Annotated in this window: 26 protein-coding genes; 17 read left to right on the top strand and 9 right to left on the bottom strand. The window is 73.0% G+C overall.

Translation table 11 applies throughout. The features are described from left to right. Positions 1-110: 110 nt before the first annotated feature. The 3 genes from ABZ193_RS19425 to ABZ193_RS19415 all read left to right on the top strand — a co-directional run bounded on the left by ABZ193_RS19425 (position 111) and on the right by ABZ193_RS19415 (position 2,417). Positions 111-557, top strand: a complete 447-nt coding sequence (locus tag ABZ193_RS19425; protein ID WP_020421352.1) for a hypothetical protein — start codon at positions 111-113, stop codon at positions 555-557. A 59-nt stretch (positions 558-616) separates the two neighbouring features. Then, positions 617-1,123, top strand: coding sequence for a hypothetical protein (locus tag ABZ193_RS19420; RefSeq protein ID WP_354710863.1), 507 nt, complete (start codon positions 617-619; stop codon positions 1,121-1,123). Between the two features lie 178 nt (positions 1,124-1,301). Then, on the top strand, positions 1,302-2,417 hold the full coding sequence (locus ABZ193_RS19415) for an MAB_1171c family putative transporter (RefSeq protein WP_354710862.1): 1,116 nt from the start codon (positions 1,302-1,304) through the stop codon (positions 2,415-2,417). Here the strand turns inward: ABZ193_RS19415 and ABZ193_RS19410 are convergent. Both ABZ193_RS19410 and ABZ193_RS19405 read right to left on the bottom strand, forming a co-directional pair. Beyond that, positions 2,408-2,842: a nucleoside deaminase gene (locus tag ABZ193_RS19410; RefSeq protein WP_237337205.1), complete on the bottom strand. Its 435-nt coding sequence runs from the start codon at positions 2,840-2,842 to the stop codon at positions 2,408-2,410. The two genes, ABZ193_RS19415 and ABZ193_RS19410, sit on opposite strands and share 10 nt — an antisense overlap. Next, positions 2,839-3,672 (bottom strand): LLM class flavin-dependent oxidoreductase, encoded by an 834-nt coding sequence (locus ABZ193_RS19405; protein WP_354710861.1) that lies wholly within the window; start codon positions 3,670-3,672, stop codon positions 2,839-2,841. The genes ABZ193_RS19410 and ABZ193_RS19405 overlap by 4 nt, the downstream gene beginning before the upstream one ends. Before the next feature lie 93 nt (positions 3,673-3,765). Between ABZ193_RS19405 and ABZ193_RS19400 the strand changes: the two genes are divergently transcribed. Then, positions 3,766-4,275 (top strand): Lrp/AsnC family transcriptional regulator, encoded by a 510-nt coding sequence (locus tag ABZ193_RS19400; RefSeq protein ID WP_020421357.1) that lies wholly within the window; start codon positions 3,766-3,768, stop codon positions 4,273-4,275. Here ABZ193_RS19400 and ABZ193_RS19395 read toward each other — a convergent pair. Continuing rightward, complete coding sequence (locus tag ABZ193_RS19395) at positions 4,217-5,035, bottom strand: oxygenase MpaB family protein (RefSeq protein WP_354710860.1); 819 nt, start codon at positions 5,033-5,035, stop codon at positions 4,217-4,219. The two genes, ABZ193_RS19400 and ABZ193_RS19395, sit on opposite strands and share 59 nt — an antisense overlap. A 76-nt stretch (positions 5,036-5,111) precedes the next feature. Between ABZ193_RS19395 and ABZ193_RS19390 the strand changes: the two genes are divergently transcribed. From ABZ193_RS19390 to ABZ193_RS19375, 4 genes are all read left to right on the top strand, one after another. After that, positions 5,112-5,732 carry a TetR/AcrR family transcriptional regulator gene (locus ABZ193_RS19390; protein WP_354710859.1) on the top strand — a complete coding sequence of 207 codons (621 nt, stop codon included), beginning with the start codon at positions 5,112-5,114 and terminating at the stop codon, positions 5,730-5,732. A 62-nt stretch (positions 5,733-5,794) separates the two neighbouring features. Continuing rightward, a complete protein-coding gene (locus ABZ193_RS19385; RefSeq protein ID WP_354710857.1) occupies positions 5,795-7,564 on the top strand; it encodes an acyclic terpene utilization AtuA family protein in 1,770 nt (589 codons plus the stop codon). After that, complete coding sequence (locus ABZ193_RS19380) at positions 7,551-9,029, top strand: CoA transferase (protein WP_354710856.1); 1,479 nt, start codon at positions 7,551-7,553, stop codon at positions 9,027-9,029. The genes ABZ193_RS19385 and ABZ193_RS19380 overlap by 14 nt, the downstream gene beginning before the upstream one ends. Positions 9,030-9,066: 37 nt before the next feature. Next, positions 9,067-9,954: an oxygenase MpaB family protein gene (locus ABZ193_RS19375; protein ID WP_237337170.1), complete on the top strand. Its 888-nt coding sequence runs from the start codon at positions 9,067-9,069 to the stop codon at positions 9,952-9,954. 165 nt (positions 9,955-10,119) lie between these two features. Here ABZ193_RS19375 and dhaL read toward each other — a convergent pair whose 3' ends face one another. Beyond that, positions 10,120-10,716, bottom strand: coding sequence for a dihydroxyacetone kinase subunit DhaL (dhaL, locus tag ABZ193_RS19370; protein ID WP_084506189.1), 597 nt, complete (start codon positions 10,714-10,716; stop codon positions 10,120-10,122). Between the two features lie 11 nt (positions 10,717-10,727). After that, on the bottom strand, positions 10,728-11,726 hold the full coding sequence (locus tag ABZ193_RS19365; protein ID WP_020421364.1) for a dihydroxyacetone kinase subunit DhaK: 999 nt from the start codon (positions 11,724-11,726) through the stop codon (positions 10,728-10,730). Between the two features lie 106 nt (positions 11,727-11,832). Between ABZ193_RS19365 and ABZ193_RS19360 the strand changes: the two genes are divergently transcribed. From ABZ193_RS19360 to ABZ193_RS19350, 3 genes are read left to right on the top strand one after another with little or no spacing between them, the layout of a single operon-like run. Further along, positions 11,833-12,573 carry an IclR family transcriptional regulator gene (locus ABZ193_RS19360; RefSeq protein WP_123685832.1) on the top strand — a complete coding sequence of 247 codons (741 nt, stop codon included), beginning with the start codon at positions 11,833-11,835 and terminating at the stop codon, positions 12,571-12,573. A 7-nt stretch (positions 12,574-12,580) separates the two neighbouring features. Next, positions 12,581-13,048, top strand: coding sequence for an MOSC domain-containing protein (locus ABZ193_RS19355; RefSeq protein WP_354710855.1), 468 nt, complete (start codon positions 12,581-12,583; stop codon positions 13,046-13,048). Between the two features lie 28 nt (positions 13,049-13,076). Next, a complete protein-coding gene (locus ABZ193_RS19350) occupies positions 13,077-13,247 on the top strand; it encodes a hypothetical protein (RefSeq protein ID WP_354710854.1) in 171 nt (56 codons plus the stop codon). Positions 13,248-13,267: 20 nt separating this feature from the next. On the opposite strand, the gene ABZ193_RS19345 is transcribed toward ABZ193_RS19350, so the two are convergent. The 4 genes from ABZ193_RS19345 to ABZ193_RS19330 form a co-directional block, all read right to left on the bottom strand. After that, positions 13,268-14,137, bottom strand: coding sequence for a dienelactone hydrolase family protein (locus ABZ193_RS19345; RefSeq protein ID WP_354710853.1), 870 nt, complete (start codon positions 14,135-14,137; stop codon positions 13,268-13,270). 83 nt (positions 14,138-14,220) lie between these two features. Further along, positions 14,221-16,707, bottom strand: coding sequence for a LuxR C-terminal-related transcriptional regulator (locus tag ABZ193_RS19340; RefSeq protein WP_354710852.1), 2,487 nt, complete (start codon positions 16,705-16,707; stop codon positions 14,221-14,223). Between the two features lie 491 nt (positions 16,708-17,198). Further along, complete coding sequence (locus ABZ193_RS19335; RefSeq protein ID WP_027936348.1) at positions 17,199-18,038, bottom strand: SAM-dependent methyltransferase; 840 nt, start codon at positions 18,036-18,038, stop codon at positions 17,199-17,201. A 70-nt stretch (positions 18,039-18,108) separates the two neighbouring features. Further along, the gene (locus ABZ193_RS19330; RefSeq protein WP_020421372.1) at positions 18,109-18,489 is read right to left on the bottom strand and encodes an anti-sigma factor antagonist; all 381 of its coding nucleotides are present in this window, start codon (positions 18,487-18,489) and stop codon (positions 18,109-18,111) included. Between the two features lie 200 nt (positions 18,490-18,689). Here ABZ193_RS19330 and ABZ193_RS19325 point away from each other — a divergent pair, with 200 nt between their 5' ends. The 6 genes from ABZ193_RS19325 to ABZ193_RS19300 are packed head-to-tail and all read left to right on the top strand — an operon-like array spanning position 18,690 to position 24,752. After that, positions 18,690-19,697, top strand: coding sequence for an Lrp/AsnC family transcriptional regulator (locus ABZ193_RS19325; RefSeq protein ID WP_020421373.1), 1,008 nt, complete (start codon positions 18,690-18,692; stop codon positions 19,695-19,697). Continuing rightward, positions 19,694-20,590: a polysaccharide deacetylase gene (locus ABZ193_RS19320; protein ID WP_354710849.1), complete on the top strand. Its 897-nt coding sequence runs from the start codon at positions 19,694-19,696 to the stop codon at positions 20,588-20,590. Before ABZ193_RS19325 ends, ABZ193_RS19320 begins: the two co-directional genes overlap by 4 nt. After that, positions 20,587-21,873, top strand: coding sequence for an MFS transporter (locus ABZ193_RS19315; protein WP_020421375.1), 1,287 nt, complete (start codon positions 20,587-20,589; stop codon positions 21,871-21,873). The genes ABZ193_RS19320 and ABZ193_RS19315 overlap by 4 nt, the downstream gene beginning before the upstream one ends. Then, positions 21,873-22,631, top strand: a complete 759-nt coding sequence (locus ABZ193_RS19310) for an SDR family oxidoreductase (protein WP_354710848.1) — start codon at positions 21,873-21,875, stop codon at positions 22,629-22,631. The genes ABZ193_RS19315 and ABZ193_RS19310 overlap by 1 nt, the downstream gene beginning before the upstream one ends. Continuing rightward, positions 22,624-23,610, top strand: coding sequence for a 2-dehydropantoate 2-reductase N-terminal domain-containing protein (locus ABZ193_RS19305; RefSeq protein ID WP_354710847.1), 987 nt, complete (start codon positions 22,624-22,626; stop codon positions 23,608-23,610). The genes ABZ193_RS19310 and ABZ193_RS19305 overlap by 8 nt, the downstream gene beginning before the upstream one ends. Next, the gene (locus ABZ193_RS19300; RefSeq protein WP_354710846.1) at positions 23,607-24,752 is read left to right on the top strand and encodes a M20/M25/M40 family metallo-hydrolase; all 1,146 of its coding nucleotides are present in this window, start codon (positions 23,607-23,609) and stop codon (positions 24,750-24,752) included. Before ABZ193_RS19305 ends, ABZ193_RS19300 begins: the two co-directional genes overlap by 4 nt. Positions 24,753-24,806: the final 54 nt, after the last annotated feature.

The following is a 24,806-nucleotide window of genomic DNA, read 5'->3' as shown; positions in this document are numbered from 1 at the left end:
AATAGGGGCTGGACACCTCGGTTTGTCAACGGCTCCCGGCTGACTCAGAATGGCTGCCGACCACCGGCCGTCCGCCAAGGCGGACAATCCCTTCGAGCACGAGGAACTCCATGGACCAGGGCGGGCAGGAGGGCGGCTCACTCGCCGCCAAGATCACGCACCTGATCACCACCCTCTACCCCGAGGGCAGGCCCGGGTACGCGAAGCTCGCGGCGCAGATCCGCGAGCGCACGGGGGCGACGCTGTCGAGCACCTACCTGTGGGAGCTGGCCAGCGGCCGCAAGCGCAACCTGACGCAGGACACGCTGGGCACGCTCGCGGCGTTCTTCGGCGTGCCCGCGGAGTACTTCCTGGACGACGCGGTGACCTCCCGTGTCGACGCCCAGCTCGAGCTGGCGCAGGCGCTGCGCAACCACAAGGTCCGGTCCATCGCGCTGCGCGCGGACGGGCTGTCCGACGATACCCTGGACGCGCTGCTGGCCATGGTCACCGAGGCCCGCAAGATCGAGCGGCTCGGGCCGCCTGCCGAGCAGCCGGAGGACGAGCCGGGCGCGTAGACCGGGCAGGCGCCGCGCCGGCTCGCGGACGACGCGCGAGCGGAGGTGACGGCAGCGCGATGGTGACGCGACGCGACCTGCGACGGTGCCAGGCCCTGGTGGCCGACCTGCCGCTGCCCCAGCCGTTTTCGGTGCCCGCGCTGGTGGACGCCCTCGCGGCGCGGCGCGGCCGCCCGATCCACGTGCGCACGCTGCCGCCCGGGTCCGGCGGGTCGGCGTGCGGGGCGTGGATCCGGCTGGCGACGGCGGACGTGATCTACGTCGAGGAGAAGACGAGCCGGGTGCACCGCGACCACATCGTGCTGCACGAGATCGGCCACCTGCTGTGCGACCACAGCGGTGCCGGCGGCGGGGCGCACCCGTTGGCGCGGGTGCTGCCGGACCTGTCGCCGGACCTGATCGAGCGGCTGTTGACCCGCACCGGGTACACGACGGAGGAGGAACAGGAGGCCGAGCTGGTCGCGAGCCTCATCCGGACCGCTGCGCAGGCCCGCGCCACCTGGACGACGACCGGAGCACTCCGCGAGTTCGAAACGGCGCTCGGCCTGCGCGGGACGTGGGAGTGACCGGCGCGCAGCTGGGGCCGGTGGGAGCAGGCGGTGTGCTGCGCGGAATCGCCCGGCGCCCTGCGGTTCCGGCAAGTGTGCCTGGTGCCGCGACCGGTCGCGCTACCAGCAACCGCGCCGGTCCCAGCACTGCGCCGAATCCGCGCCACGGCCCCGCGCCACGCCGTGGAGGCCATCCGTGAACCCGGCCGTCCTGCAGAGCGCGAGCACCGACCTCCTCGTCGCGGGCACCACGCTCCTCTGGGGCGCGCTGCTGATCCGCGCCCCGGCCGCCCGGCGCTCGCCTCCGCGGCGGCGCATGCTCATCGCGATCGCCAGCCTCGCCACCTCGATCACGGTCGCCCTCGATCCGGTCACCGGCCTGGTCAACCGCGCGCTCCGGCTCGGCGACACGTGCGGCATCGTGGTCAACGTCTGGGGCGTGGTCAGCTCCGCGCTCATCCTCGACTTCGTCCTCGCCGCCACCTCCCGCCGCCGCCCGCTGCTGGTCTACGGCGCCGCCGCGCTGGTGAGCGCCGCCTTGCTGCTGCTCAACACCGGCGCCACCGCGGCGGCCTGCGTCACCCAGGCGGACGCGCCGTGGTTCGACCTGTTCTGGCTGCTGCTCTGCCTCGCGCACGTGCTGGGCACCGGCCCCGCCGCGATCCTGTGCGCCCGCTACGGCCGCCGCGCCACGACTCGTCCCCTGCGCGCCGGCCTGTACGTGCTCGCCACCGGCTTCGCGTCCTCGACCGTCTTCTGGGGCCTGGTCGGGCCCGCCTACCTGGTGACGCGTTCACCGTGGGTGGCGGCGACGTTCCCGCTCAACGTCGCGGTCACCGCGTGGGTGATGGCGCTGGGCACGGCCCTGCCGCAACTGCTGCGGCTGCACCGGTCCGTGCACGACCGCCGCACCCTGCGCAGGCTGGAACCGTTGTGGCGGCGGCTGGTCGCGGCGGTGCCGCAGGTCCACCTGCCGGAGAACGGCCGCTGGGCCAGCGACCTGCGGCTGTACCGCCGGGTCATCGAGATCCGCGACGCGGTCCTGGTCCTGCGCGACTACGTCGCCCCGGCCACGCTCGCGGCGGCCCGCGCGCACGCCGGCTCCGAAGCCCTCGCCACGGCCTGCTGGCTCCCGCTGGCCGAAGCTGCCAAACGACGCGGCGCGCACCCGCGCACGGCGCCCCCGCCGGGCGAGGACTGCTCGGGCGACGAGTGGGCCGACGAGGTCGGCTTCGCGCTCACCCTCGCCGAGCACCAGGACTCCGCTCTGGTCCGGTCCTTCCGGCCGGACGCCGAGCTCACTCAGCGGTAGTAGCCCTCCACCGGCACGCGCGCCTCCTCGAACAGGAACGGGCCCTCCTGCGGCACCGGCTTCGCCACGACGGGCGCGGTCGGCTCCTTCAGGCTCTCCAGCTGCTCACCGGACAACGCGAACACCACGCGCCCCAGCCCGGACCGCGCCAGCGCGCCCGCGCACATCCCGCACGGCTGGCAACTGGTGTACATCGTGGTGCCGGCCGCCGTCTCCGGGTCCAGCTCACGCGCCGCCCACCGGGCCAGTTTCTGCTCGGGGTGGGCGGAGATGTCCCGGTCGGTGATCGTCGTGTTGCGGTCCTCGGCGAGGATCCGCCCGTCGGGACCGACCAGCAGCGACCCGAACGGCGGGTTGCCCGACGCCCGGGCCTCCCCGGCCAGCTCGATCGCGCGCCGCAAGTACTTTTCGTCGTCGGACATCAGCCCTCCAGATGGGCGCGGACGGTCGCCAGCGCCTGCCACGCGGCCTGCGGCCGCAACGTTTCCGCGGGGTCACCACTGAACGGGTCGAGCACCACGGTCTCCGCGCCCAGCACCCGCAACTCTTCGAGGTCGGCCACGATCTGCTCGATGGTGCCCTCACCGGCCAGCCGCTCCCCGGTGATCGGACGGCCGGTCAGGCGCAGCGCGATCCGCGGCACGAGAGCGGGCACCGGCCGTTCCGCTTCGTCGGCCATGGCCTTCAGCTTCCTGGTCGCCGACCGGAACCACTCGGGCGCGAACCGCAGCGGGTGCCACGGCTCGCCCCGCCGCACCGCCCGCCGCATCGCCGCGGGGCTGTTCCCGCCGATCCACAACGGGATCTGCGCGGTGCGGTAACCGGGATCGGCCCACGCCTCGCGCAGCGCGTCGAGGTACTCGTCGGTCAGCGCGCCGCGCCGCTCGAACGGCACGCCCAGCGCCGCGAACTCCTGGCGCGCCCAGCCGACCCCGACGCCGAGCACCAGCCGCCCGCCGCTGAGGGCGTTCAGGTTCGCCGCCATGCGCGCGGTCAGCAGCGGGTGCCGGTAGGGCAGGACGAGCACCGTGGTGCCGAGCCGGATCCGCTCGGTCACACCGGCCAGCCAGGACAACGTCGTGAACGGCTCGTAGAACGGCGCCGGGTACTGCTCCGCCACGTCCGCCGTGATCGCCACGTGGTCGGACACCATCAGCAGGTCGTAACCCAGCCCCTCCACCGTCCGGCCCCAGTCGCGCAGCACGCCCGGATCCGTGCCGGGGCCGAAGTTCGGAACATTCACACCGATTCGCACGGCATCCAGGTTAGGCAGCGATCACCGGCACGCACACCGATTCCTTGCGGTCTTCCCGGCCGTCCACCGTGGATCTCCCGGTATTTTCGGCGTATGACCGAGACTCTCGACGCGACCGACTGGGCGATCCTCACCGAGCTGCAGCGGGACGGCCGGGTGCCGCTGACCGAGCTGGCCCGCCGGGTCAACCTCAGCGCCTCCGCGACGACCGAACGCGTCAAGCGGCTCGAAGCGTCGGGCGTGATCACCGGCTACCGCGCGGAGGTCGACCTCGGCAAGGTCGGGTACCCGGTGCTCGCCGTGGTGCGGCTGAAGTACCCGGGCAGCAGGCACGAGCCGCTGCACCGGCTGCTCGCCGAGCGCTGCGAGATCCTGGAGTGCCTGCGCACCACCGGCGACGACTGCTACACGCTGAAGGTCGCGGCCGCCTCGATGGAGCACCTGGAGGAGGTCGCGGACCAGCTGGCGCAGTTCGGGAGCACGACGACGAGCGTGGTGTACCGGCGGACGCTGCCCGCGCGCGGTCCCGCCGGACCGCCGGCAGTCAGACCAGCGGTCGTCCCGAACGCAGGCGGCGGCGCAGGTCCCAGAGGTAGGCGTTGAACGGGAACTTCCGCAGGAGCTTCGGGGACAGCCGCACCCCTAGTCCGACCGCCGTGAGCACCCGCTCGAACCGGCGCTGGTCGCGTGGCGTCCAGTCGAGCTTCATCTCCTCGCGGAACCGGCCGGGCAGGAACCCGGTGGTGACGAACCGGTTGACCGGTCCCAGCGTGCGGCTGACGAAGCCGGGCAGGAACTTCAGGTCGGCGATGTCGAGCAGGTGCTGCCGCACGGTGTCGTCGATCGAGATTTCGGCCAGCGCCTCGTTCCAGTACTCCTCGAAGGCCCGCCGGTCGGCGGGCCACATGTCCTCCTTGACCTGCAGCGTGGTGCCCAGCCGCGCGGAGTTCCGGTAGATCTCCTCGGTCTGCTCGGGCGTCAGCGGCCCGATGAACGCCTCGTAGACGTCCTCGAACCCGCGGTACAGGCACGCGGCGACCCACAGTTGCAGCTTCGGGTCGAAGGCGTTGTAGGACACCGGGCTGGACGGGGTCGAGCGGACCCGCGCGTGCGAGGCGTTCACGGCCTTGCGGTAGGCCTTGCGCTCCTCGTCGGTGCCCAGCGCGGTCACGGCCAGGTAGGTGACCGTGGTCCGGCTCCGCTTGATCGGGTGCTTGAACAGGTTCCCGCTGTCCACGCGGCTCTCGTACACGCCGTAGCCGACGGCGGGGTGCGCGAGCTGCATGATCACGTTCGCGGCCCCGGCCAGCAGGCCGGCCCCGATCATCGCGTCGTCGAGGCGGGTGGCGGCAGCCTGGGCCATCGTTGGCCTCCAATTCTGCTCACGTGTGTTCGCAGATATTGCAGCGCGGCCGGTGCGCACCTGTCAAGATGGGGGTGTGGAATCGACATCGCTGCGCACCTACGGCGGCGTCGCGGGCGAGGACCGGCAGGCCGAGCGCCGCGCCCAGCTCGTCGAGGCCGGCCTGGAACTCCTCGGCGCGCGCGACGGCGACCGGAACCTGACCGTGCGGGGCGTGTGCCGCGAGGCGGGGCTGGCCGCGCGGTACTTCTACGAGAACTTCGCCGACCGGGACGCGCTCGCGGTCGCGGTGTACGACTCCGTGGTCGAGGGCATCGCGGCCACGACCCTGGAGGCCGTCCAGTCCGCGCCCGGCGACGCGCGCGCCAAGACCCACGCCGGACTGAGCCGCCTGGTCCGCACGATCGCCGAAGATCCACGCAAGGGCTTCCTGCTCTTCTCCCCCAGCCTGAACAACACCGTGCTGGCCGAGCGGCGCGCCGCGTCCGCGCGGTGGTTCGCCGGACTGCTCGGCCTGCAGGCCCGCGAGTTCTACGGGATGCCTTCCACGGCCCGGCTGGACCTGCTCGCCGAGATGCTGGTCGGCGGGCTGTCCCAAGCACTGACCTCGTGGCTGGACGGCAACCTCGAACTGTCCGAAGAGGACCTGGTGGAGCACTGCACCGAAGTCTTCCTCGCCGTGTCGAAGATCGCCTGAGGCCGTTACCTAACGATCGCTAATGAGCTATCGTCGGGACCGGACCACTGGAGGTGCCGCCGATGACCGCTGTCCGGATCGCGAACTTCTCCGGCTATCTCGGGGACCGCTTCACGGCGATCGACGAGGCGATGAGCGGTGACCCGGTCGACGTCCTGATCGGCGACTACCTCGCCGAGGTCACCCTGGCCGCCCTCGCGACCGGCTACCGGCGCGACCCCGAGCGCGGTTACGTCGAGTACTTCGTCGACCAGATCCGCCCGCACCTGGCCGCGATCGCGCGGCGTGGCGTGAAGGTCGTGACCAACGCGGGCGGCTTCCACCCCGCCGCGCTCGCGGAGAAGCTGCGCAAGGTCGCCGCCGACGAGGGTGTGTCGCTGCGGATCGCGCACGTCGAGGGCGACAACGTGCTGTCCCGGCTGGGCGAGTACGCCGACGCCGGGCACCGGCTGGAGAACCTGGACACCGGCGAGCCGCTGGCGTCCTGGGGGCACGAGCCGCTGGCCGCGAACGCCTACCTGGGCGGCTGGGGCATCGCGGCCGCGCTCGCCGAGGGCGCGGACATCGTGGTGTGTGGTCGCGTCGCGGACGCCTCCCTGGTCACCGGGCCTGCCGCGTGGTGGCACGGCTGGGCGGTCGACGACTGGGACGCGCTCGCCGGCGCGGTCACCGCCGGCCACGTCATCGAGTGCGGTTCGCAGGCCGTGGGCGGCAACTTCTCCGGCTTCACCCGCATCCCGGACATGCTGGTGCCGGGTTTCCCGATCGCCGAGGTCGCCGCGGACGGCAGCAGCGTGATCACCAAGCACGCCGGGCACGGCGGCGCGGTCACCGTCGACACCGTGACGGCGCAACTGGTCTACGAGATCCAGGGCCCGCGTTACCTCAACCCGGACGTCACGGTGCACCTGGACACCGTGCGGCTGACCGCGGCCGGGCCGGACCGGGTCGCGGTCACCGGCGCCACCGGCTCCCCGCCCCCGCCGACGACGAAGGTCGCGGTGTTCGCCGCGATCGGCCACACGCTCGTCAACACCGTCTACGTCACCGCGCCGGACGTGGACGCGAAGGTCGCCCTGCTGCGCGCGCAGATCACGCGGGACCTGCCCGAGGGCGTCGAGCTGGACATCACGCGCCTGGGCACCGCGGCCACCGACCCCGAGACGCAGTGGGACGCGACGGTCGCGTTGCGGGTGATGGCCGTCGCCGCGACCCCGGAGCCGCTGGCGGAGCTGAAACTGCCCGCGCGGCTGGGATCGCTGTACCTGCAGAGCATCCCGGGCTTCTACCACGACGGCGGCGCCGGGCTGACCGGCCGCAGCAGGCCCCGCATCGACTACTGGCCCGCGCTCCTGCCGATGTCGGAGGTGGCGCACCGCGTCGTCCTCGACGACGGCCGCACGCTGCCGATCGGGCCGCCGCCGTCCGCGCCGGTCCAGCCGCAGCCGGTGCACCCCGAACCCGCCGAGCGGCCGCTGCCGGACCGGGTCCGGAAGGCGCCGCTGGGCGCGGTCGCCTACGCCCGCAGCGGCGACAAGGGCGGCAACAGCAACGTCGGGGTGTGGGTGCCCGACGAGCGCGCGTGGCCGTGGCTGCGGCAGGCGCTGTCCACGGCGGAGCTGCGGAAGCTGCTGCCGGAGGCGGCGGAACTGGACATCGTCCGGCACGAGTTCCCGCACCTGCGGGCCGTCCACTTCGTCCTGCGCGGCCTGCTCGGCACCGGCGGGTCGGCGAACCTGCGTGCCGACCAGGTCGGCAAGGCCGTCGGCGAGTACCTGCGCGCCAAGCACGTCCCGATCCCCGAGGAGCTGCTCGACGATGTCGCTCACTGACCGCATCACCGCCGCCGTGGCCGAGCCGGCCACGAGCGACGAGTTCGACCCGCACGCCGAGCTGACCGAGGTGCTGGCCGGGATCGGGATGAGCCCGGCCGACACCGGCGGCGCGATCACGTTCCGCGGGGCGGACCCGGTGGTGCCGAGCACGCTGCGGCTGGGCGGGTCGGCGGCGATCGCACTGGCCGCGAAGTCCGCCGCGATCGCGAAGCTGTGGCGGTCGCGTGGCGGCGACGGGCAGGACATCGCAGTCGACCTGCGGGTGGCGCCGCACCGGCTGTGCCCGTTCTACGACCGGAAGTGGGAGCTGCTCAACGGTCATCCGGCGAGCGCTCCGGCGAACCCGTCGCAGGCGCTGGGTTTCCGCTTCTACCGCACGGCGGACGACGAGTGGGTGATGCCGCTCAACCCGTACCCGAAGATCAAGCTGGCGGCGCAGAAACTGCTCGGCGTGCCCGACGACACCGAGGCGGTCGCCGCGGCGATCGCGAAGTGGCGGGGCCGGGACCTGGAGAGCGCGGCGGTCACGGCGGGCGCGGTGCTGCCGATGCTGCGCACGCCCGCGGAGCTGATGGCCGAGCCGCACTACCGCGAGGTGCTGGCGGACCTGCCGCTGGTGGAGGTCACGAAGATCGGCGACAGCGCGCCGGAACCGCTCGGCCCGGCGGAGGACCCGCTGGCCGGGGTGCGGGCGCTCGGGATGGGGCACGTCATCGCGGGCGCCGGGGTGGGCCGGGCGCTCGCGCTGCACGGCGCGGACGTGCTGAACGTGTGGCGGCCCAACGAACTCGAGCACGACGTCACCTACATCACGGCGAACGTGGGGGTGCGGTCGGCGACCGTGAGCCCGTACGAGGCCGAAGGCGCCGGGCTGTTGCGGTCGCTGCTGCGGGACGCGGACGTCTTCTACGCCAACCGGCGGCCGGGCTACCTGGCCAAGATCGGGTTCTCGGCGGAGGAGGCCGCGGCGGTGCGGCCCGGCATCATCCACGCGACCGCGTCGCTGAACGGGGAACAGGGCCCGTGGGCGGACCGCGTGGGGTTCGACCAGAGCGCGGGCAGCCTGGTCGGGATGATGCACCTGGAGGGCGACGGGGTGCGGCCCGCGCTGCCGCCGATCCTGGTGGTCAACGACTACATCGTGTCGTGGCTGCTGGCGGCGGGGATCGTGGAGGCGCTGACGCGGCGCGCCCGGGACGGCGGCAGCTACCGGGTGCACGTGTCCCTGACGCGGGCCGCGCTGTGGATCCTGAGCCTGGGCGTGTTCGACAAGGCGTACGCGACGGAGACCGCGGGCCGCGGGGAGGAGCACGCGTACCTGGACCCGGAGACGTTCACCGCCGAGACGCCGCTCGGGCACTACCAGGGCGTCACCGACCAGGTCCACATGTCCGCGACGCCGGGCCACTACCGGACGGTGCTGGTGCCGCGCGGTTCGTCACGGGCGGAGTGGCTGGGGTAGCACCACTGGTCGACATCGAACGAGGAGGAGGCCGGCGATGACCGGATACTGGCTGCGCCGGATCGAGCGGTGCGACCCCGAGCGGGACCACCAGGAGATCTACCGCATCTCCATCGGCTTCGAGTTCCCCTGGGACTACCAGCGGGCGCTGGAGTTCGCCCTGTTCCGCACGTACTGCGTGCCGAGCATATCGCGGTTGCTCGCCGCGACGGGCGAATTCGAGAAGCGGCCGCAGAAGCGCTACGACGACACCGCCCTGCTGATGGCGGAGCTGGCCGAGAACGGGTACGACTCGCCGCGCGGGCGGGAGGCGCTCAGCACGGTCAACCGGATGCACGGCCGGTACCGCATCAGCAACGACGACATGCTGTACGTGCTGTCGACGTTCGTCTACGACCCGATCGACTGGATCGACGAGTTCGGCTGGCGGCCGCTGCACGAGAACGAGCGCCAGGCGGCCTACTTCTACTTCCGGGAAGTCGGCCGCCGCATGGGCATCAAGGACATCCCCGGCGACTACGATTCCTTCCGGAAGTTCAAGGACGCCTACGAAGAGGCGAACTTCGTGTACTCGGCGGACAACAACCGGATCGGCCGGTACACATTGGACCTGTTCTGCGCGTGGTACCCGAAACCGCTGCGGCCCGCGGTCGCGATGGGCGCCAAGAGCCTGCTCGACGACCGGATGCTGGCGGCGTTCGGGTTCCGGCCGAGCCCGGCGTGGGTGGGGCGCGCGGCACGGGCCGGCCTGCACGCGCGATCAGCGGTGGTGCGGCTGCTGCCGCCGCGGCGGAAGTCGAAGCTGCTGAACTCGAAGGTGCGCAGCTACCCCGGTTACCCAAAGGGGTACTCGCCATCGGACCTCGGCGCGCCGGAGCCGCCGGCCGACATCGACCCGGCCTTGCTGCGGCGGCGACCGCGCTGATTCCGATATGGGCTCCGGAAGCTGCCCCCCACTCCCGTGCAGCGCCTCGATCTCGTGGGCGAACCGGTCGGGCGGCACGCGGCGCTTCACCTTCAGCGTGGGGAGCGCTGCGCGGGTGGTTGCGGGACGGCGCGGCCGCACCCCTGTGGTCGCGCCGTCCCGGGTCTACTTGGTCGCCGCCTCGAAGAACCACGCGACCGTCAGCGCGCCCGGGTCCGTGACGCCCCGCGCGTGCTCGCCGACGTAGCTCGCCCGGCCGCGCTTCGCCAGCAAGGCCTCCGTCGAGCGGGCTCCGGCGTCGGCCGCGGCGGCGGCGTCCTTCAGCGCGGTTTCCACGTCGGCGCCCCGCTCGGCCGCGGCGGCCAGTGCCTCCGCCGCCGGTACCATCGCGTCGACCATCGTCTTGTGGCCCACCTCCGCGCCACCCAGACGACGGACCGTCGCTTCCGCTTCGCCAGCGGCGCGCGCCAGGCTCCGCGCCGACACCTCGTCCCCGAGGCCCTTCGCGAACTCGCGGAACCACATGCCGAACAGCGGGCCGCTGGTGCCGCCCGTGTGCAGGAACGCGTTCGACACCGCGGTGAACACCTCACCCGGGGTGCGCGGGTCGTCCGCGGTCAGGTTCGCCCGCACCTTCGCCAGCGCGGACCGGAGGTTGGTGCCGTAGTCGCCGTCACCGGCGCGCCGGTCCAGCTCCGTCAGCTCGGCGCCACGCTCGTCGATGACGGCGGCGAACCGCTCGATCCAGGCACGAGTGTCCACAATGGTCTCCTTCACCACGTCAGGGCCGGCGTGCGGACCGGCGCGTCCCACAGGGCCAGCAGTTCGTCGTCGGCGCGCAGCAGCGTGATCGAGCAGCCCCGCATGTCCAGCGCGGTCACGTACGAGCCCACCAGCGCGCGCCCGATGCGCACCCCCAGCCCGTCCAGGAACCCGCCCAGCTCGCGGTGCACCACCGACAACTCCAGACCGTGCGTCGCCCCGAGGCCGTTGACGATCGCGATCACCTCGTCGCCCCGGTCCAGGCCGAGCGCGGCCACCAGCGGTTTCGTCAGATCGCCCACCAGCTCCCGCACCGGCGCGAACGGGCGCCGCCCGACACCGTGCTCGCCGTGGATGCCGACTCCGAACTCGATCTCGCCGTCCGGCAGGTCGAACGACGGCCGGTCCTGCCCCGGCTGCGTGCACGCCTCCAGCGCCAGCGCCAGCGTGCGCGCCGACGACACGATCCGCTCCCCCAGCGCGGCCAGCTCGTCCAGCGACGCGCCGTTCTCCGCGGCCGCGCCGCAGATCTTCTCCACCGCGACGACCGCCGCCGTGCCGCGACGGCCCGGCGCGCCGTCCTCCTGGCCGTCGGTGGCGAGGTCGTCGTCGACCAGGACGGTGCGGGTCTCGATGCCGTCGTCGGCGGCCAGCTCGGCGGCGATGCGGAAGTTCAGCACGTCACCGGTGTAGTTCTTGACGATCAGCAGCACCCCGCGGCCGCGGTCGGCGGCGGCGATGGCGGCGCGGATCTGGAACGCGGTCGGGCTGGCGAACACCGCGCCCGGCACGGCGGCGTCCAGCATGCCGCTGCCGACGAAACCGGTGTGCAGCGGCTCGTGTCCGGAGCCACCGCCGGAGACCAGCGCGACCTTGTCCGCCTGCCGCGCGCGGACCACGTACGCCGGGTCCTCGTGGTAGCGGACGAGGTCCGGGTGCGCGCGTTGGAGCCCCTCGAGGGCCTCCCGCACGAAGTCGTCCGGATCGTTCACGAGCTGGCGTGCCGCCATGCCACCCCTCCGTCATCGTCGACTGTCATTCGACATTATCGAATGTCTTCCGAACATAGAACGACGCGGGACTGTTGTAAAGTACGGCTGGCAGGAGGGTGCGCCGATGATCCAGTCCGTCGACCGGGCGGTCCGCGTGCTCGGCGTGCTGCAGGCGGAACGGCGGCTGAGCCTGTCCGAGATCGCCGCCCGGCTCGGGCTGGCGCCGTCCACAGTGCACGGCATCATCAAGACCCTGCAGGCCCACGGTCTGGTGCTGCAGGACCGCGACTCCGCCCGCTACCGGCTCGGGCCGGCGGTGCTCAAGCTGGGCAACGTCTACCTCGACACCCTCGAACTGCGGTCCCGCGCGCTCACCTGGGCGGCGGAGCTGGCGCGCACGACCGGCTGCGCGGTGCGGACCGGGGTGCTGCTGCCGGGCGAGGTGATGATCGTGCACCACGAGCCTCGCCCGGACGGGTCCCGCCAGATGCCGGAGGTCGGGATCGTCATCCCGGCGCACGCGAGCGCGCTGGGCAAGGCGATGCTGGCGTGGTCGCCCGGCCTGGCGCCGGAGCCGCTGCGCAGCATGACCCGGGACACCATCACCGACCCGGCGGAACTGGCCGCGCACCTTGAGCAGGTGCGCGGCGAGGCGCTGGCGACCGAGGTGGAGGAGGCGGTGATCGGCGAATGCTGCGTGGCCGCGCCGATCTTCGACGCCGGGCAGGACATCGCCGGGGCGATCGGCGTGGTGGTGCCGATGACGGACTGGCCAGCCGGACCCGCCGTCCCCGGCGCGGTCCGCGAGGCGGCCCGTGCGATCTCCCGCGAGCTGGGCGCGCCGTCCTGGCCCCCGGCGGGGTGAAGGCGCCATGACCTGGGCGGGCGAGCTGCTGCGGATCTTCACCGCCGAGACCGCCGGGGCCGCGATGGTGGAACTGGACGAGGCGGTCCTCGTCGCGGGCCACGGCATCGAGGGCGACCGGTACGCCACCGGCCGCGGCCTCTACTCGACGCGCCCGCACGAGGACCGGCAGGTCACCCTGATCGAGGAGGAGACGCTGGTCACCCTCGCCCGTGACCACGAGCTCACCCTCGAACCCGGGGAGACTCGCCGCAACCTGCTCACCCGCGACGTGCCGCTGAACCACTTGGTGGGCAAGCACTTCCGCGTGGGCGGCACCGTGCTGTTCGGCGGACGGCTCAACGTGCCGTGCCGCTACCTGGAGAACCTGCTCGGCAAGCCGGTGTTCGCACCGCTGGCGAACCGGTCCGGGCTCAACTGCCGCATCGTCGCCGGCGGCACGATCCGGCCCGGCGACCGCATCCTGCCCGCATGATCGCGTCCCCGCCGGGTACCCGGCCGGCATGACGACCTCACCCTTCGAACCCGACCCGCACCTGGGCGAAGAGCGCATCGCCGCCGCGGATGCCGGTCCCGGCGCGCCCGAGCCGGCGCCCGGGTTCGGGCCCCGCGGCGGCAACGAAGAAGACGAGCACCGCGGCGAAACGGCGGACCAGGAGCGCGAAGACTCCTGATCCGCCGTCCGCCAGCGGAATCAGTACGGGCAGGTCGACCGGTACTCCTCGATCGCCAGGCCGCTCGGGTTCGGGCAGAGGAACTGGTCGTAACGCGTGTCGTCGTCGATGAACCGCTTGAACCACGAAATCATGTACTTCGCCATCGTGGTGTTGGACGTGTTCGGGAAGAAGTGCGACGCGTTGTTCAGCTCCATGTACGCCTTGTCCAGCGAGCTGGGCAGCGACGTGTAGAACGGCTCGGAGTGCGAGGAGACCGGCGCGACCGAGTCGGACTCGCCGCCGATGATGAACGTCGGCACCTGCACGCTGGAGAAGTTCTTCCGCAGGTTCCACGGCGCGAGCGGGACGGCCGCCTGCAGGCTGGGCCGTTCGTCGGCCGCCTCCAGGGTGCCGCCGCCACCCATCGAGTGGCCCGCGACGCCGAGACGGCTGCTGTCGATGCGGCTGCGCACCGTGCTGCGCTGCGTGAGGTAGTCCAGCGCGGCGAGCAGCTGGTCACCCCGGCTGGACGGCTGGTCGTAGCGGGTGATCGTGTCGATGGTGAACACGACGAACCCCTGCGAGGCCAGGCGCGGCCCGATCCAGGCGATGCTGGACTGGTCGGCCGTGTACCCCGGCGAGATCGCGACCGCGCCGAACGTGCCCTGGCTGGTGTCGGTCGGGTAGTAGATGGTGCCCCCGCCGAAGCCGCTGACGGCAAGCGACGAAACCGTGGTCTGCGAGACGGCGAACGGGCCACGGCTGGCCTCGATGCTCGACTCGGTGGGGTCGGGCCCGCGCTCGTACGGGTTGTCGGCGGCCTGGGCGGAGGCGGTCGCGGTGGCGGTGCCCGCGACCAGGGCCAGCGCCGTGACCAGCCGGGCCAGGTGTCTTGGTGAACGTGCCATGCGTTCGAACTCCCTTTCCGTGAGAGGGGAACCAGGGAACTCTGGCAAAGGCCGCCAACCACGCGCATCGGTGAAATCGCCAGTCAGCGGAAGCGGGCGGCCAGCTCCACGCGGGACCGGATGCCGAGGCGCGCGAAGATGTTGCGCAGGTGGTGGTCGACCGTGCGGTGGCTGATCACCAGCTGCGCCGCGATCTCCCGGTTGGTCGCGCCCTCGGCGACCAGCCGGGCGATCTGCAGTTGCTGCGGCGTCAGTTCCGCCGGCTTGGCGCAGCCCGGCACCGACTCCCCCGCCGCCCGCAGCTCGGCCGTCGTGCGCTCGGCCCAGCGCGGCGCGTCGTAGCGCTGGAAGATCTTCAACGCGTCCCGCAGCAGCTCCCGCGCGGCCCGCGCCTTGCGGTTGCGGCGCAGCCGGTGCGCGTAGAACAGCTCGGTCTTGGCCAGTTCCAGCGCGGTCTGGCTGGCGCGGTGCAGCTCGATCGCGGTCTCGAAGTGCTCGTCGGCGTCCGGTTCGCCGAGCAGCGCGCGGCAGCGGTGCGACAGGGCCATCCGGACGTCGCTGCCGGTGCTGCGGGCCCAGTCCTCGTACGGGGCCAGCGCCTTGGCTGCCTTCACGGTCTGCCCGCAGCGCGCGGCGGCCTCGACGAAGTGCGGCGTCGCCATCGCCCGGATCCCCGGGTGCACCCGGCCGGTGCCGGCCGCCATCAGGCGGAACCGGTCCAGCGCGTCCTCCGGCCGGTCCTCCGCGAGGTCGACACAGGCCGAAGCCCACGTGCTCAGCGCGCCGGGCCGCCCGAGCCCGCGGGTGGCGACCTCGTGCCCGGCCGCGTCCAGCCGCGCCTGCGCGGTCTCCCGGTCGCCGCGCAGGGACGCCTCCAGCGCGAGGATCGTCAGGTGGTCGACCGCCGAGTTCGGCTGGCCGATCGTGCGTGCCATCCGCAGCCCCTCCAGCGCGCTGGACAGCGCCGCCGAATGCCGGTCCAGCAGCAACTCCGACACCGCCACGTACACCAGCGCCCACGGCACGACCGCGGTGGTGCCGCGGCTGCCCGCCGAGGTGACCGCGCCGACGGCCAGTTCGTGTGCGCGGGCGGCGTCGCCGAGCGTGTAGGCGGCCTGGCTCGCCCAGATCTTCGCCACCGGCTCGTCCAGCACCCCGCCGAGCCCGACGACCCGGCGCAATGGTGCGGCCGCGCGGTCGTGCCGTCCGCGGAAGGCGTCGCTCATGCCGGCGAAGTGGTCCAGGATCAGCCGGGTGCGTGGCGAGTCGTCGGGGCGGCGCAGCTGCTGCGCGCGGTCGGCGATCGCGTAGTACCGCACGTAGTCCCCGGCCAGGCAGCTCGCCTCGCCGGCCAGCATCAGCGCGGTGAGGGCGTGGTCGCGCTGGGCCCCCGCGAGCTGGTTCGCCGCGACGAGCAACGTCTGGCTCGCCACCGCCGGCATGCCCTCACGCATTTCCAGGCTGCCCTGCAGCAGGTCGGCGACGCCGCGCACGGACGTGCCCCGCGCCAGCGGACGGGCCTGGCGCAGCAACGCCCGCGCCCGCCGGGGCCGCCCGGCCAGCCAGAACTCCGACGCCGACTCCAGCAGCTCGCCCGCCAGCCGCGGGTCCGCGCCTCCGGCGAGCGCGGCCCGGTGCCAGGTGCAGCGCAGCCGGTGCCGGTCCGGGTCCAGCACGGACAGCAGGAGGGTGTGGGTGGCGCGCCGGTCGGCCAGCGGCGCCTCCTCGCGGATCAATGCCTGCAGCAGCGGGCTGGCGGTGAGGACGTGATCGCCGTCCAGGCGGACGAACCCGGCCGTCCGGGCCTCCTCCAGCGCGCGGAGGTCCACTCCGGACCGATCGGTGGCGCGGACCAGGGTGTCCACGTCCAGCCAGTCGTCGAGCGCCGCCATCAGGGCGATCTCGCGGGCGCCGCGATCCAGCGCGGCGAGCCGCTCGCGGACCGCGCGGCGCAGTCGGCTGTGCGGCGGGATCCGTCCCTCGGCGGCCAGCTCGGTGAGGGCGAGCGGGTTGCCGGAGGCCAGGTCGAGCAGGTCCGGGACGGGTTCGGGGACGCCGTGGTCGGCGAGCACCTGGGCGCTGTCCTCCGCGCCGAGCGGTTCGAGCCACACCGCGGGGACTCCGTCGAGCGGCGTCTCGGCCGTGAACACCACGAGCACGCCGGCGCCGGACAGCCGGCGAGCCGCGAAGGCCAGCGCCTCGCGTGATTCGGGGTCGAGCAGGTCGGCGTCGTCGACCAGGCACAACAGCGGCGCGGCTGCGGTCAGGGCCGCGTGCACGGCGCGGCCGAGCGCGAGCGGCTCTGCGGGGAGATCGGTCAGTTCCGGCAGGAGCTGGAGCAGGCCGCAGTGGGCGAGGTGCCGTTCGGCGGCCACGCCCCTGGCCTCGCGGACGCCGAACCCGGCGGCCTCGGCCCTGGCCGCGGCGAGCAACGCCGTCCGGCCCGAACCCGGCTCGCCGAGCACGACGAGACCGCCGCCGCGGCCGTCCCGGGCGTCCCCGAGCGCGCGGCGGAGCACCGTCAGCTCACGATCGCGACCACGCAGAACCACCTGGTCAACGGCGCCCATGGCGTCATCGTGCCCCGCGCCCCCGGCCGTCCGTAAGGGACTGTTGTGGGGAACTCACGCGCCCGCCGCTTTTTGAGCCAGGAACACGCACGCGGATGACAAGTTTTCCGGCGCCGCGAGGCTCAGGGGGCCAGCCGCGGGCCGTCCGGCCACCCGGGCCAGCACTTCCCCGCCAGCCCGCCCGACCCACCGCTCGGGACGGCAAGCCCGTAGACCGGCCACCCGCGGACCGGCCCGGCGGGCCGCTACGGCTTGCGCCCCACCGCTCCGACGATGCACCGCGCCGCGAGGCTCAGGGGGCCAGCCGCGGCCGTCCGGCCACCACAGTTCGCCCAGGCCGGTCCGACACCACCCGTCGCTCACGTGAGCGCCGCCAGACGCGCGGCGCGCGGGCCGTCCGGCCACCCGGGCCAGCACTTCCCCGCCAGCCCGCCCGACCACCGCTCGGGACGGCAAGCCCGTGGGCAGGTCAGGTTCGACCAGCCGGGCCGCTACGGCTTGCGCCCCACCGCCCCGACGATGCACCGCGCCGCGAGGCTCAGCGGGGCCAGCCGCGGGCCGTCCGGCCACCACTCGTCGCAGACGGCGAGTCCGGGCTCGGACAGCGCGTTCGGCTTGATCAGCTCCAGGCCGTCGAGCATCGCCATGATCTCGTCGCGCGTGCGGAACCGCCCGGCGCCCATCGGGCCGTTGACGAGGATGTTCTCGATCCGCTTGGCCACCTCGGTCAGCTCCGGCACCTCGGGGTCGAAGAAGTGCGAGAACACCACGTAGGAGCCGGAGGGCAGCGCGTCGATGTAGGCGCGCATGATGCCGGCGGCGCCGTCGCCCTCGTAGTGGTGCATCGTGCCGACGTGCAGCAGCACCAGCGGCTCGCTGAAGTCGAGGTGGCGCCGCACGACCTCGTCGCCGAGCACCTCGGACGGCTCGAAGATGTCCGCCTCGGTCATGTGCACGAAGTCGTTCTCCTCGAGCAGCGCGCGGCCGTGCGCGAGGACCACCGGGTCGTTGTCGACGTAGACGACCATCGCCTCGGGGTTGGCGCGCTGCACGATCTGGTGCGTGTTCTCCGCGGTCGGCAACCCCGAACCGCAGTCGAGGTACTGGGCCACGGTGGTCTGGCCGGCGAGGAAGCGGCAGGCGCGGTTGAGGAAGCCGCGATTGCCGCGGGCGATGTCCACCGCCTCCGGGACCGCTTCGTTGATCTTCCGCATCACCATGCGGTCGACCTCGTAGTGGTCCTTGCCGCCGAGGAATCCGTCGTAGATGCGGGCGATGCTCGGCCGGGTCGGGTCGACGCCGACCGGCACCTGGCTGGGCGAAGAAGCCATCACAACACCTTCTCGCGAGCTGGTGGGTGAACACACAGTAGTGCTCCGCGTTCGCCCCGTGGAACCGCCCTCAGGCGACGGGCGCGGACTGGGCCAGCGCGCCGGTCAGGGTCGAGTACACCGGCAGCACCCGGTCCAGGCCGGCGAGCTTCAGCGGCTGCAGCACGGTCCCGCTCGCCGCGACGACCCGCAGCGGCGTGTGGTTGCGGGTGCACCGGTCGTCGGAGTTGATCAGCAGCGTCAGGCCGCACCAGCCGAAGAACTCGACGTCCCGCAGGTCGAGCACTACGGGCGCGGGCGGGGTCGCGACGGTCACCGCGGTGCTGAGCTCCTCCTGGAGGTGCCCGAGCGAGCTGAAGTCCACCTCGCCGGCGACGTGCACCACGACAGCGGAACCACGGACCTCCCGGCGGGTGGTGAGCAGACCGTCGGCGGAGGTGCTCCGTGACATGCCGCTGCCCTCCCCTGCGCCCGAGGCCCGGTGCGGTTGTCCTATCACGGGAGGTTCGGGGTGTCCACCGATCCACCGGCCCCGACCTGGCGTTTCGTCCTCGTTGGCCTCGTCTCGAAGGAGTCACCCGCCGGGTTTCGCGCATGTTTCCCCCATATTTTTTCTTGACATGACGTTTTCCTGCACCGACGATCGCTGGCATGCAGAATGACGTCAAGGTTGGCGAGCTGGACCGCCGGATCGTCGCCGCGTTGCAGCTCAACGGCCGGGCGTCGTGGGGCGCCGTGGCCAAGTACGCGGGCACCAGCGAGTCGACCGTCCTGCGCCGCGCCGCCCAGCTCACCGAGAGCGGGCAGCTGCGCGTCATCGGCGTGGTGGACGTGCTGCGCTGCGGGCTCGGCGTGCCCGTCCTGGTCCGGTTCCGCTGCCGTCCCGGCACCGCGGGGGCGGTCGCCGAGGCGGTCGCCGCGCGCCCGGAGACCCGCTACGCCAGTGTCCTCACCGGCAGCGCGGACTGCACCGCCGAGCTGGTGCTGCCGACGCACTCCGACGTGGCGCGGCTGCAGCTGGACGGCCTGCCCGTCGGCGGCGACGTCCTGGAGACCGAGACGCTCGCCGTGATGCGGACCTTCACGTCCAACCACGACTGGGACTCCGGCGTCCTCGGCCCGGACGCCGTCGCGGGCCTGCGTGGTGAAGACGTGCGGCCGTTCGAAGAACAGCTGTGGGAGCGGCCGCCGGAGAAGCTCGACGAGCTGGACCTGGCGATCATCGCCGCGCTCGGCGAGGACGGCCGGATGTCGTTCAAGGAGCTGTCCCGCCAGGTCGGCAGCAGCGAATCGACCGCGGCGCGGCGGGTGGACTCGCTGGTCAAGCGGGGCTGCCTGCGTTTCCGCACGCTCGCCGAGCCGGGCATCCTCGGCTTCACCGTCGAGTTCATGCTGTGGCTGTCGGTGCTGCCCGGCCACCTCGACGCCGCCGGGCAGCAACTGGCCGCCCACCCCGGCACGCGGTACCTGTCCGCCACGACCGGCCGGTTCAACCTGGTCGGCCAGGTCGTGCTGCGGCACTACGGCGAGCTCTACCGGCACACCACCGACGTCGTGGGCGCGCTGCCCGGGCTGCAGGCCGCCGACGTCACGCTCCAGGTGTCGACCCTCAAGCGCGCCTGGACCCCCACTCCCCGCACCATCCTGGAGGAAGCGTGAACGACCAGCTCCACCCCTGGCAGTGGGACGAGCCCACCTGGCGCGGGCACGTCGGACGGGTGCGGGCCGGGCGGCCGCTGCGCCCGTCGTCGTGGCCCGGCGGCGCGCGCGTGGCGGTCGCGCTGTCGTTCGACTCCGACCACGAGACGCCCGCCCTGCGCGACGGCGAGGTGCTGCCCGGCAAGCTCGCGCAAGGCGAATACGGGGCGCGTGTCGGCGTGCCGCGGATCCTGCGGTTGCTGGAGCGGTTCTCCGCACCCGCGACGTTCTTCACGCCGGCGGTGTCGGCCCTGCTGCACGACGGCGAAGTGAAGTCCTATGTGGACGGCGGGCACGAGGTGGCGCTGCACGGCTGGATCCACGAGCGCAACACCTCCCTGCCGCCGGAGGCCGAGCGCGACCTCGCCTTCCGCGCCGCGGACACGCTGGAGCGGCTGGCCGGGACCCGTCCGGTGGGCATCCGCACGCCGTCCTGGGACTTTTCCGCCGCCACGCTCGCCATCACCCGTGAGCTGGGGCTGGCCTACGACTCGTCGCTGATGGCCGACGACGACTGCTACGAGCTGCTGGCCGACGGCGAACCGACCGGGGTCGTCGAGCTGCCGGTGGAGTGGATCCGCGACGACGCGCCGTACTTCATGATGGAGCGCTTCGCGTCGCTGCGGCCGTACACGCCGCCGCGCGGGGTGCTGTCCATCTGGCGCGACGAGTTCGACGCGGCCCACGCCGAGGGCGGGTTGTTCCAGCTGACCCTGCACCCGCACATCATCGGCCACCGCTCGCGGATGGCCGTGCTGACCGAGCTGCTGGAGCACATCAGCGGCCACGACGTCTGGTTCGCCACCCACGCCCAGGTCGTCGCCCACGTCCTCGCCGAGCAGGAGGCACCGTGACCACCCACGCCGCGACCGCCCAGGAGCACCGGCTCTCGCCCGCGCAGCGCAAGGCGATCGTCGCCGGCGCGGTCGGCAACACCGTCGAATGGGTCGACTGGGCCGTGTACGCGACCTTCGCCCCGGTGTTCGCCAAGCAGTTCTTCACGCCGGGCAACGAAACCACCGCGCTGCTGTCCACGTTGGCCGTGTTCGCGGTCGGGTTCGTGATGCGGCCCATCGGCGGCGCGGTGCTCGGCGCCTACGCCGACCGGCACGGCCGCAAGAAGGGCCTGACGCTCACCATCTCGCTGATGGCGGGCGCGTCACTGGTGATCGCGGCGTGCCCGACGTACTCGAAGATCGGGGTGCTCGCGCCGATCGTGCTGCTGCTGGCACGGCTGGTGCAGGGCTTCTCCGCCGGTGGCGAGTTCGGGTCGTCCTCGGCGTTCCTCATCGAGTCCGCGGCCCGCGGGCGGCGCGCGTTCGCCGGGTCCTGGCAGCAGGTTTCGGTCGGCGCGGGCGCGCTGATCGCGTCGCTGATGGGAACCGTGCTGAACTCGACGCTGTCCGACGCGCAGCTGCAGAGCTGGGGCTGGCGGCTGGCGTTCGGCATCGCCGGGCTGCTCGGACTGGTCGGGCTGTGGCTGCGCCGCTCGGTGCACGAAACCGAGGCGTTCACCCGGATCAAGGACCGGCCGCGCGGCAACCCGCTGGTGGCGATGTTCCGCGACCACCCGAAGGCCGCGCTGCGGGTCGCCGGCGTGACGATCGCCGGCACGCTCATCTACTACGTGTGGGTCACCTACATGCCGACCTACGCGCACCTGGCGACCGGCATCCCGCTGCGGCAGGCGCTGCTGGCGAACACGCTCGCGATCGTGGTGTTCCTGATCCTGCTGCCCTTCGGCGGGCTGCTGTCCGACCGGATCGGGCGCAAGCCGACGATGGCCGCGTTCGCCGCCGGGTTCCTGCTGTTCTCCTGGCCCGCGTTCCACTTCCTGGCGGCGGACTTCTGGACGCTGCTGCTCATCGAGATCGTCGGCATGGTGCTGATCGTCGGGTACTCGGCCAACTGCGCGGTGATCATGGCCGAGCAGTTCCCGCCCGAGGTGCGCACCACCGGCATCGGGCTGCCGTACGCGCTGGCCGTCGCCGTGTTCGGCGGCACCGCGCCGTACGTGACGACCTGGATGAACGCGCAAGGGTTCGGGCACCTGGTGTGGCTGTACGTGGCGATCGCCGCGGTGATCGGCCTGGCCGTCTACACGACGATGCCGGAGACGAAGGGTAAGGAGCTGTAGTGCGGCACGTGCTCGTCACCGGCGCCGCGAGCGGGATCGGCGCCGCGATCGCCGCCCGGTTCCGCGGTGACCGGCTGACCCTGGCCGATGTGGACGGTGATCGGCTCGCCGCGGTGGCTGCCGGGCTGGGCGCCGAGTGCCGGGTCGGCGACCTGGCCGACGCCTCGTTCGCGGAGTCCCTCGTGGACTCCGATGTCGATGTGCTGGTCAACGCGGCCGGGATCTACCCGGCGACGCCGCTGCTGGAGATGACGGCGGCGACGTGGGACCGGGTGCAGGACGTCAACGTGCGCGCGGCGATGCTCACGACCGTCGCGTTCGGACGGATCTGCGTCGCGGCCGGGCGCTCCGGCGTGGTGGTGAACATCTCGTCGGGCGCGGCGACGCGAGCCCGTCCTGGCGCAGCGCACTACGCGACGTCGAAAGCGGCGCTGGAGATGCTGACCAAGGCGTGCGCCGTCGAGCTGGGGCCGCACGGCATCCGGGTCAACGCGGTCAGCCCGGGGTTCGTGACCGTGGACAGCGCGGCGAACCCGGTCACCGAGGAGTACGCGGCCGCGGTGTCGGTCAACCCGCTCGGGCGGCGCGGTCAGCCGGCCGACATCGCCGAGGCGGTGCACTGGCTGGCGGGCGAGCAGGCCGCGTGGATCACCGGCGCGGTGCTGCGCGTGGATGGCGGTTCGACCGCCGGCGCGCCGGGATTGCCGTTGCACTGGGACGGCGCGACGGCCGTCCAGGAGGGGAGTTCGCATGTCTGAGCCGTACACGGTCGTCGGCGGCGGGGCGATCGGCGGCACGCTGGCGTTCCACCTGGCGCGGGCCAGGCACCCGGTGCGGATCGTCGACACCGACGCTGCGCACGTCGCCGCGATCCGGCGTCACGGGCTGGTGCTGCGGGGTCCCGGGGGCGACGCGAGCGTTGCGGTGGAGGCGTGTTCACCCGACGAGGCGCCCGCGGTTCTGGGCCCGGTGCTGCTGGCGGTGAAGGCGCAGGCGACCGAGCAGGTCCTGCCCTGGCTCGCGCCGCGGCTGGCGCCCGACGGGTTCGTGGTGTCGCTGCAGAACGGGCTGAACGAGCAGGCGATCGCGGCGGCGGTGGGCGCCGACCGGACGGTGGGGGCGTTCGTGAACCTGTTCGCCGACGTGGTCGAGCCCGGCGTCGTCCAGGACGGCGGCGCGGGCGCACTGGTGGTGGGCGAGCCGGACGGGCGGATCACGCCGCGGGTCGAGCGGATCGTGGCCGACCTGCAGGCGTGGGGCCCGGCCAAGGCGACGGCGAACGTCGAGGGGTTCCTGTGGTCGAAGCTGGGTTTCGGCGCGATGCTGACCACGACGGCGCTGGCCGACGCGCCGATGGCGGACCTGATCGACCGGCATCGCCCGCTGATGCACGCGATCACGGCGGAGGTGCTGGCCGCCGCGGGCGACCGGGTGCTCGAGCCGTTCGACCAGTTCGACCCCGGCGCGTACCTGCCGTCGGCGTCGCCGGTGGCACGGGAGGCGGCGACGGACCGGCTGGTGGCGTGGCTGCGGACCCAGCCGAAGGACCGCAGCGGCATCTGGCGGGACATCGCGGTGCGGCGGCGGCCGGTCGAGGTGCACCACCACTACCGGCCGGTGCTGGAGCTGGGCGGGGTGCCCTTGCTGGCGGCGGTGCTCGCCCTCTTGCGGGACGTCGAGAGCGGACGCAGGCTGATGTCGGAAGATCACCTGAGCGAACTGGAGCGGATGCTGTGACCGATGTCCGGGCGTTGCACGAGTGGGCGCGGGCGCACCGCGAAGAGATGGTCGACGACCTGGGCCGGTACACCGGGCTGGAGACGCCGAGCACCGACCGGCTGCTGCTGGAGGCCGGGCTGTCCTGGCTGGACGGCTGGCTGCGGGCGCGGCTCGGCGAGCCGGCGTCGGTGGGCGTGACCGAGGGCGGCGAGTTCGGCGACGTCCGGGTCTACGACTACGCGGGATCGGACGCCGCGCCGGTTCTGCTGCTGTGCCACTACGACACGGTGTGGCCACAAGGGACACTCGACGGGTGGCCGTTCACAGTGGACGGTGACATCGCGACAGGGCCGGGTGTGTTCGACATGAAGGCCGGGCTGGTGCAGGCGGTGTGGGCGTTGCGGGCGCTGGAGGCGGCGGGGCTGCCGCGGCCGCCGGTGCGGCTGGTGCTCAACGGCGACGAGGAGATCGGCAGCCCGGTGTCGCGGCCGGTGATCGAGAAGTCGGCGGCCGGGGTGCAGGCGGCGCTGGTGTTCGAGGCCGCGGCCGACGGTGCGGTGAAGACGGCGCGCAAGGGCGTCGGGATCTACCGGGTGTCCGCGACCGGGGTGGAGGCGCACGCGGGGCTCGACCCGGGCAAGGGCGCGAGCGCGGTGGACGAGATCGCGCGGGTGGTGCTGGCGCTGCACGGGCTGACGGACCTGGCGGCCGGGACGACGGTGAACGTCGGCGTGGTCGGCGGCGGTTCGCGGGGGAACGTGATCGCGGGCTCCGCCTGGGGCGAGGTGGACGTGCGCGTGTCGAGCGCGGCCGAGGCGGCGCGGATCGAGGAGGCGCTGGCCGGGCTGGCGGCGGCCGACCCCCGCGCGACGGTGACCGTGGAGGGCGGCTGGAACCGCCCGGTGATGGAACGGTCGCCCGGGATCGCGGCGTTGTTCTCGCGGGCGCGGGACCTGGCCGCGGAGATGGGGGTGACGCTGCGGGAATGCGCGGTGGGCGGCGCCAGCGACGGCAACTTCGTGGCCGCACTGGGTGTCCCGGTGCTGGACGGTTTCGGCGCCACCGGCGACGGCGCCCACGCACGCCACGAGCACGTCTCGGTGAGCGGCATGGTGGAACGGAGCGCCCTCGCCGCCGCGGTGCTCACGTCGCTGGCCTGAGGCTGTTCGCGGTTGGCCGGGAAAGCGTCTGGCCCCGGACGGCTGGCCGCTGGC

This window comes from Amycolatopsis sp. NPDC006125 (genome assembly GCF_040614195.1).
Lineage (GTDB): Bacteria > Actinomycetota > Actinomycetes > Mycobacteriales > Pseudonocardiaceae > Amycolatopsis_E > Amycolatopsis_E tucumanensis.
This window is presented reverse-complemented; position numbering and strand designations above follow the sequence as displayed.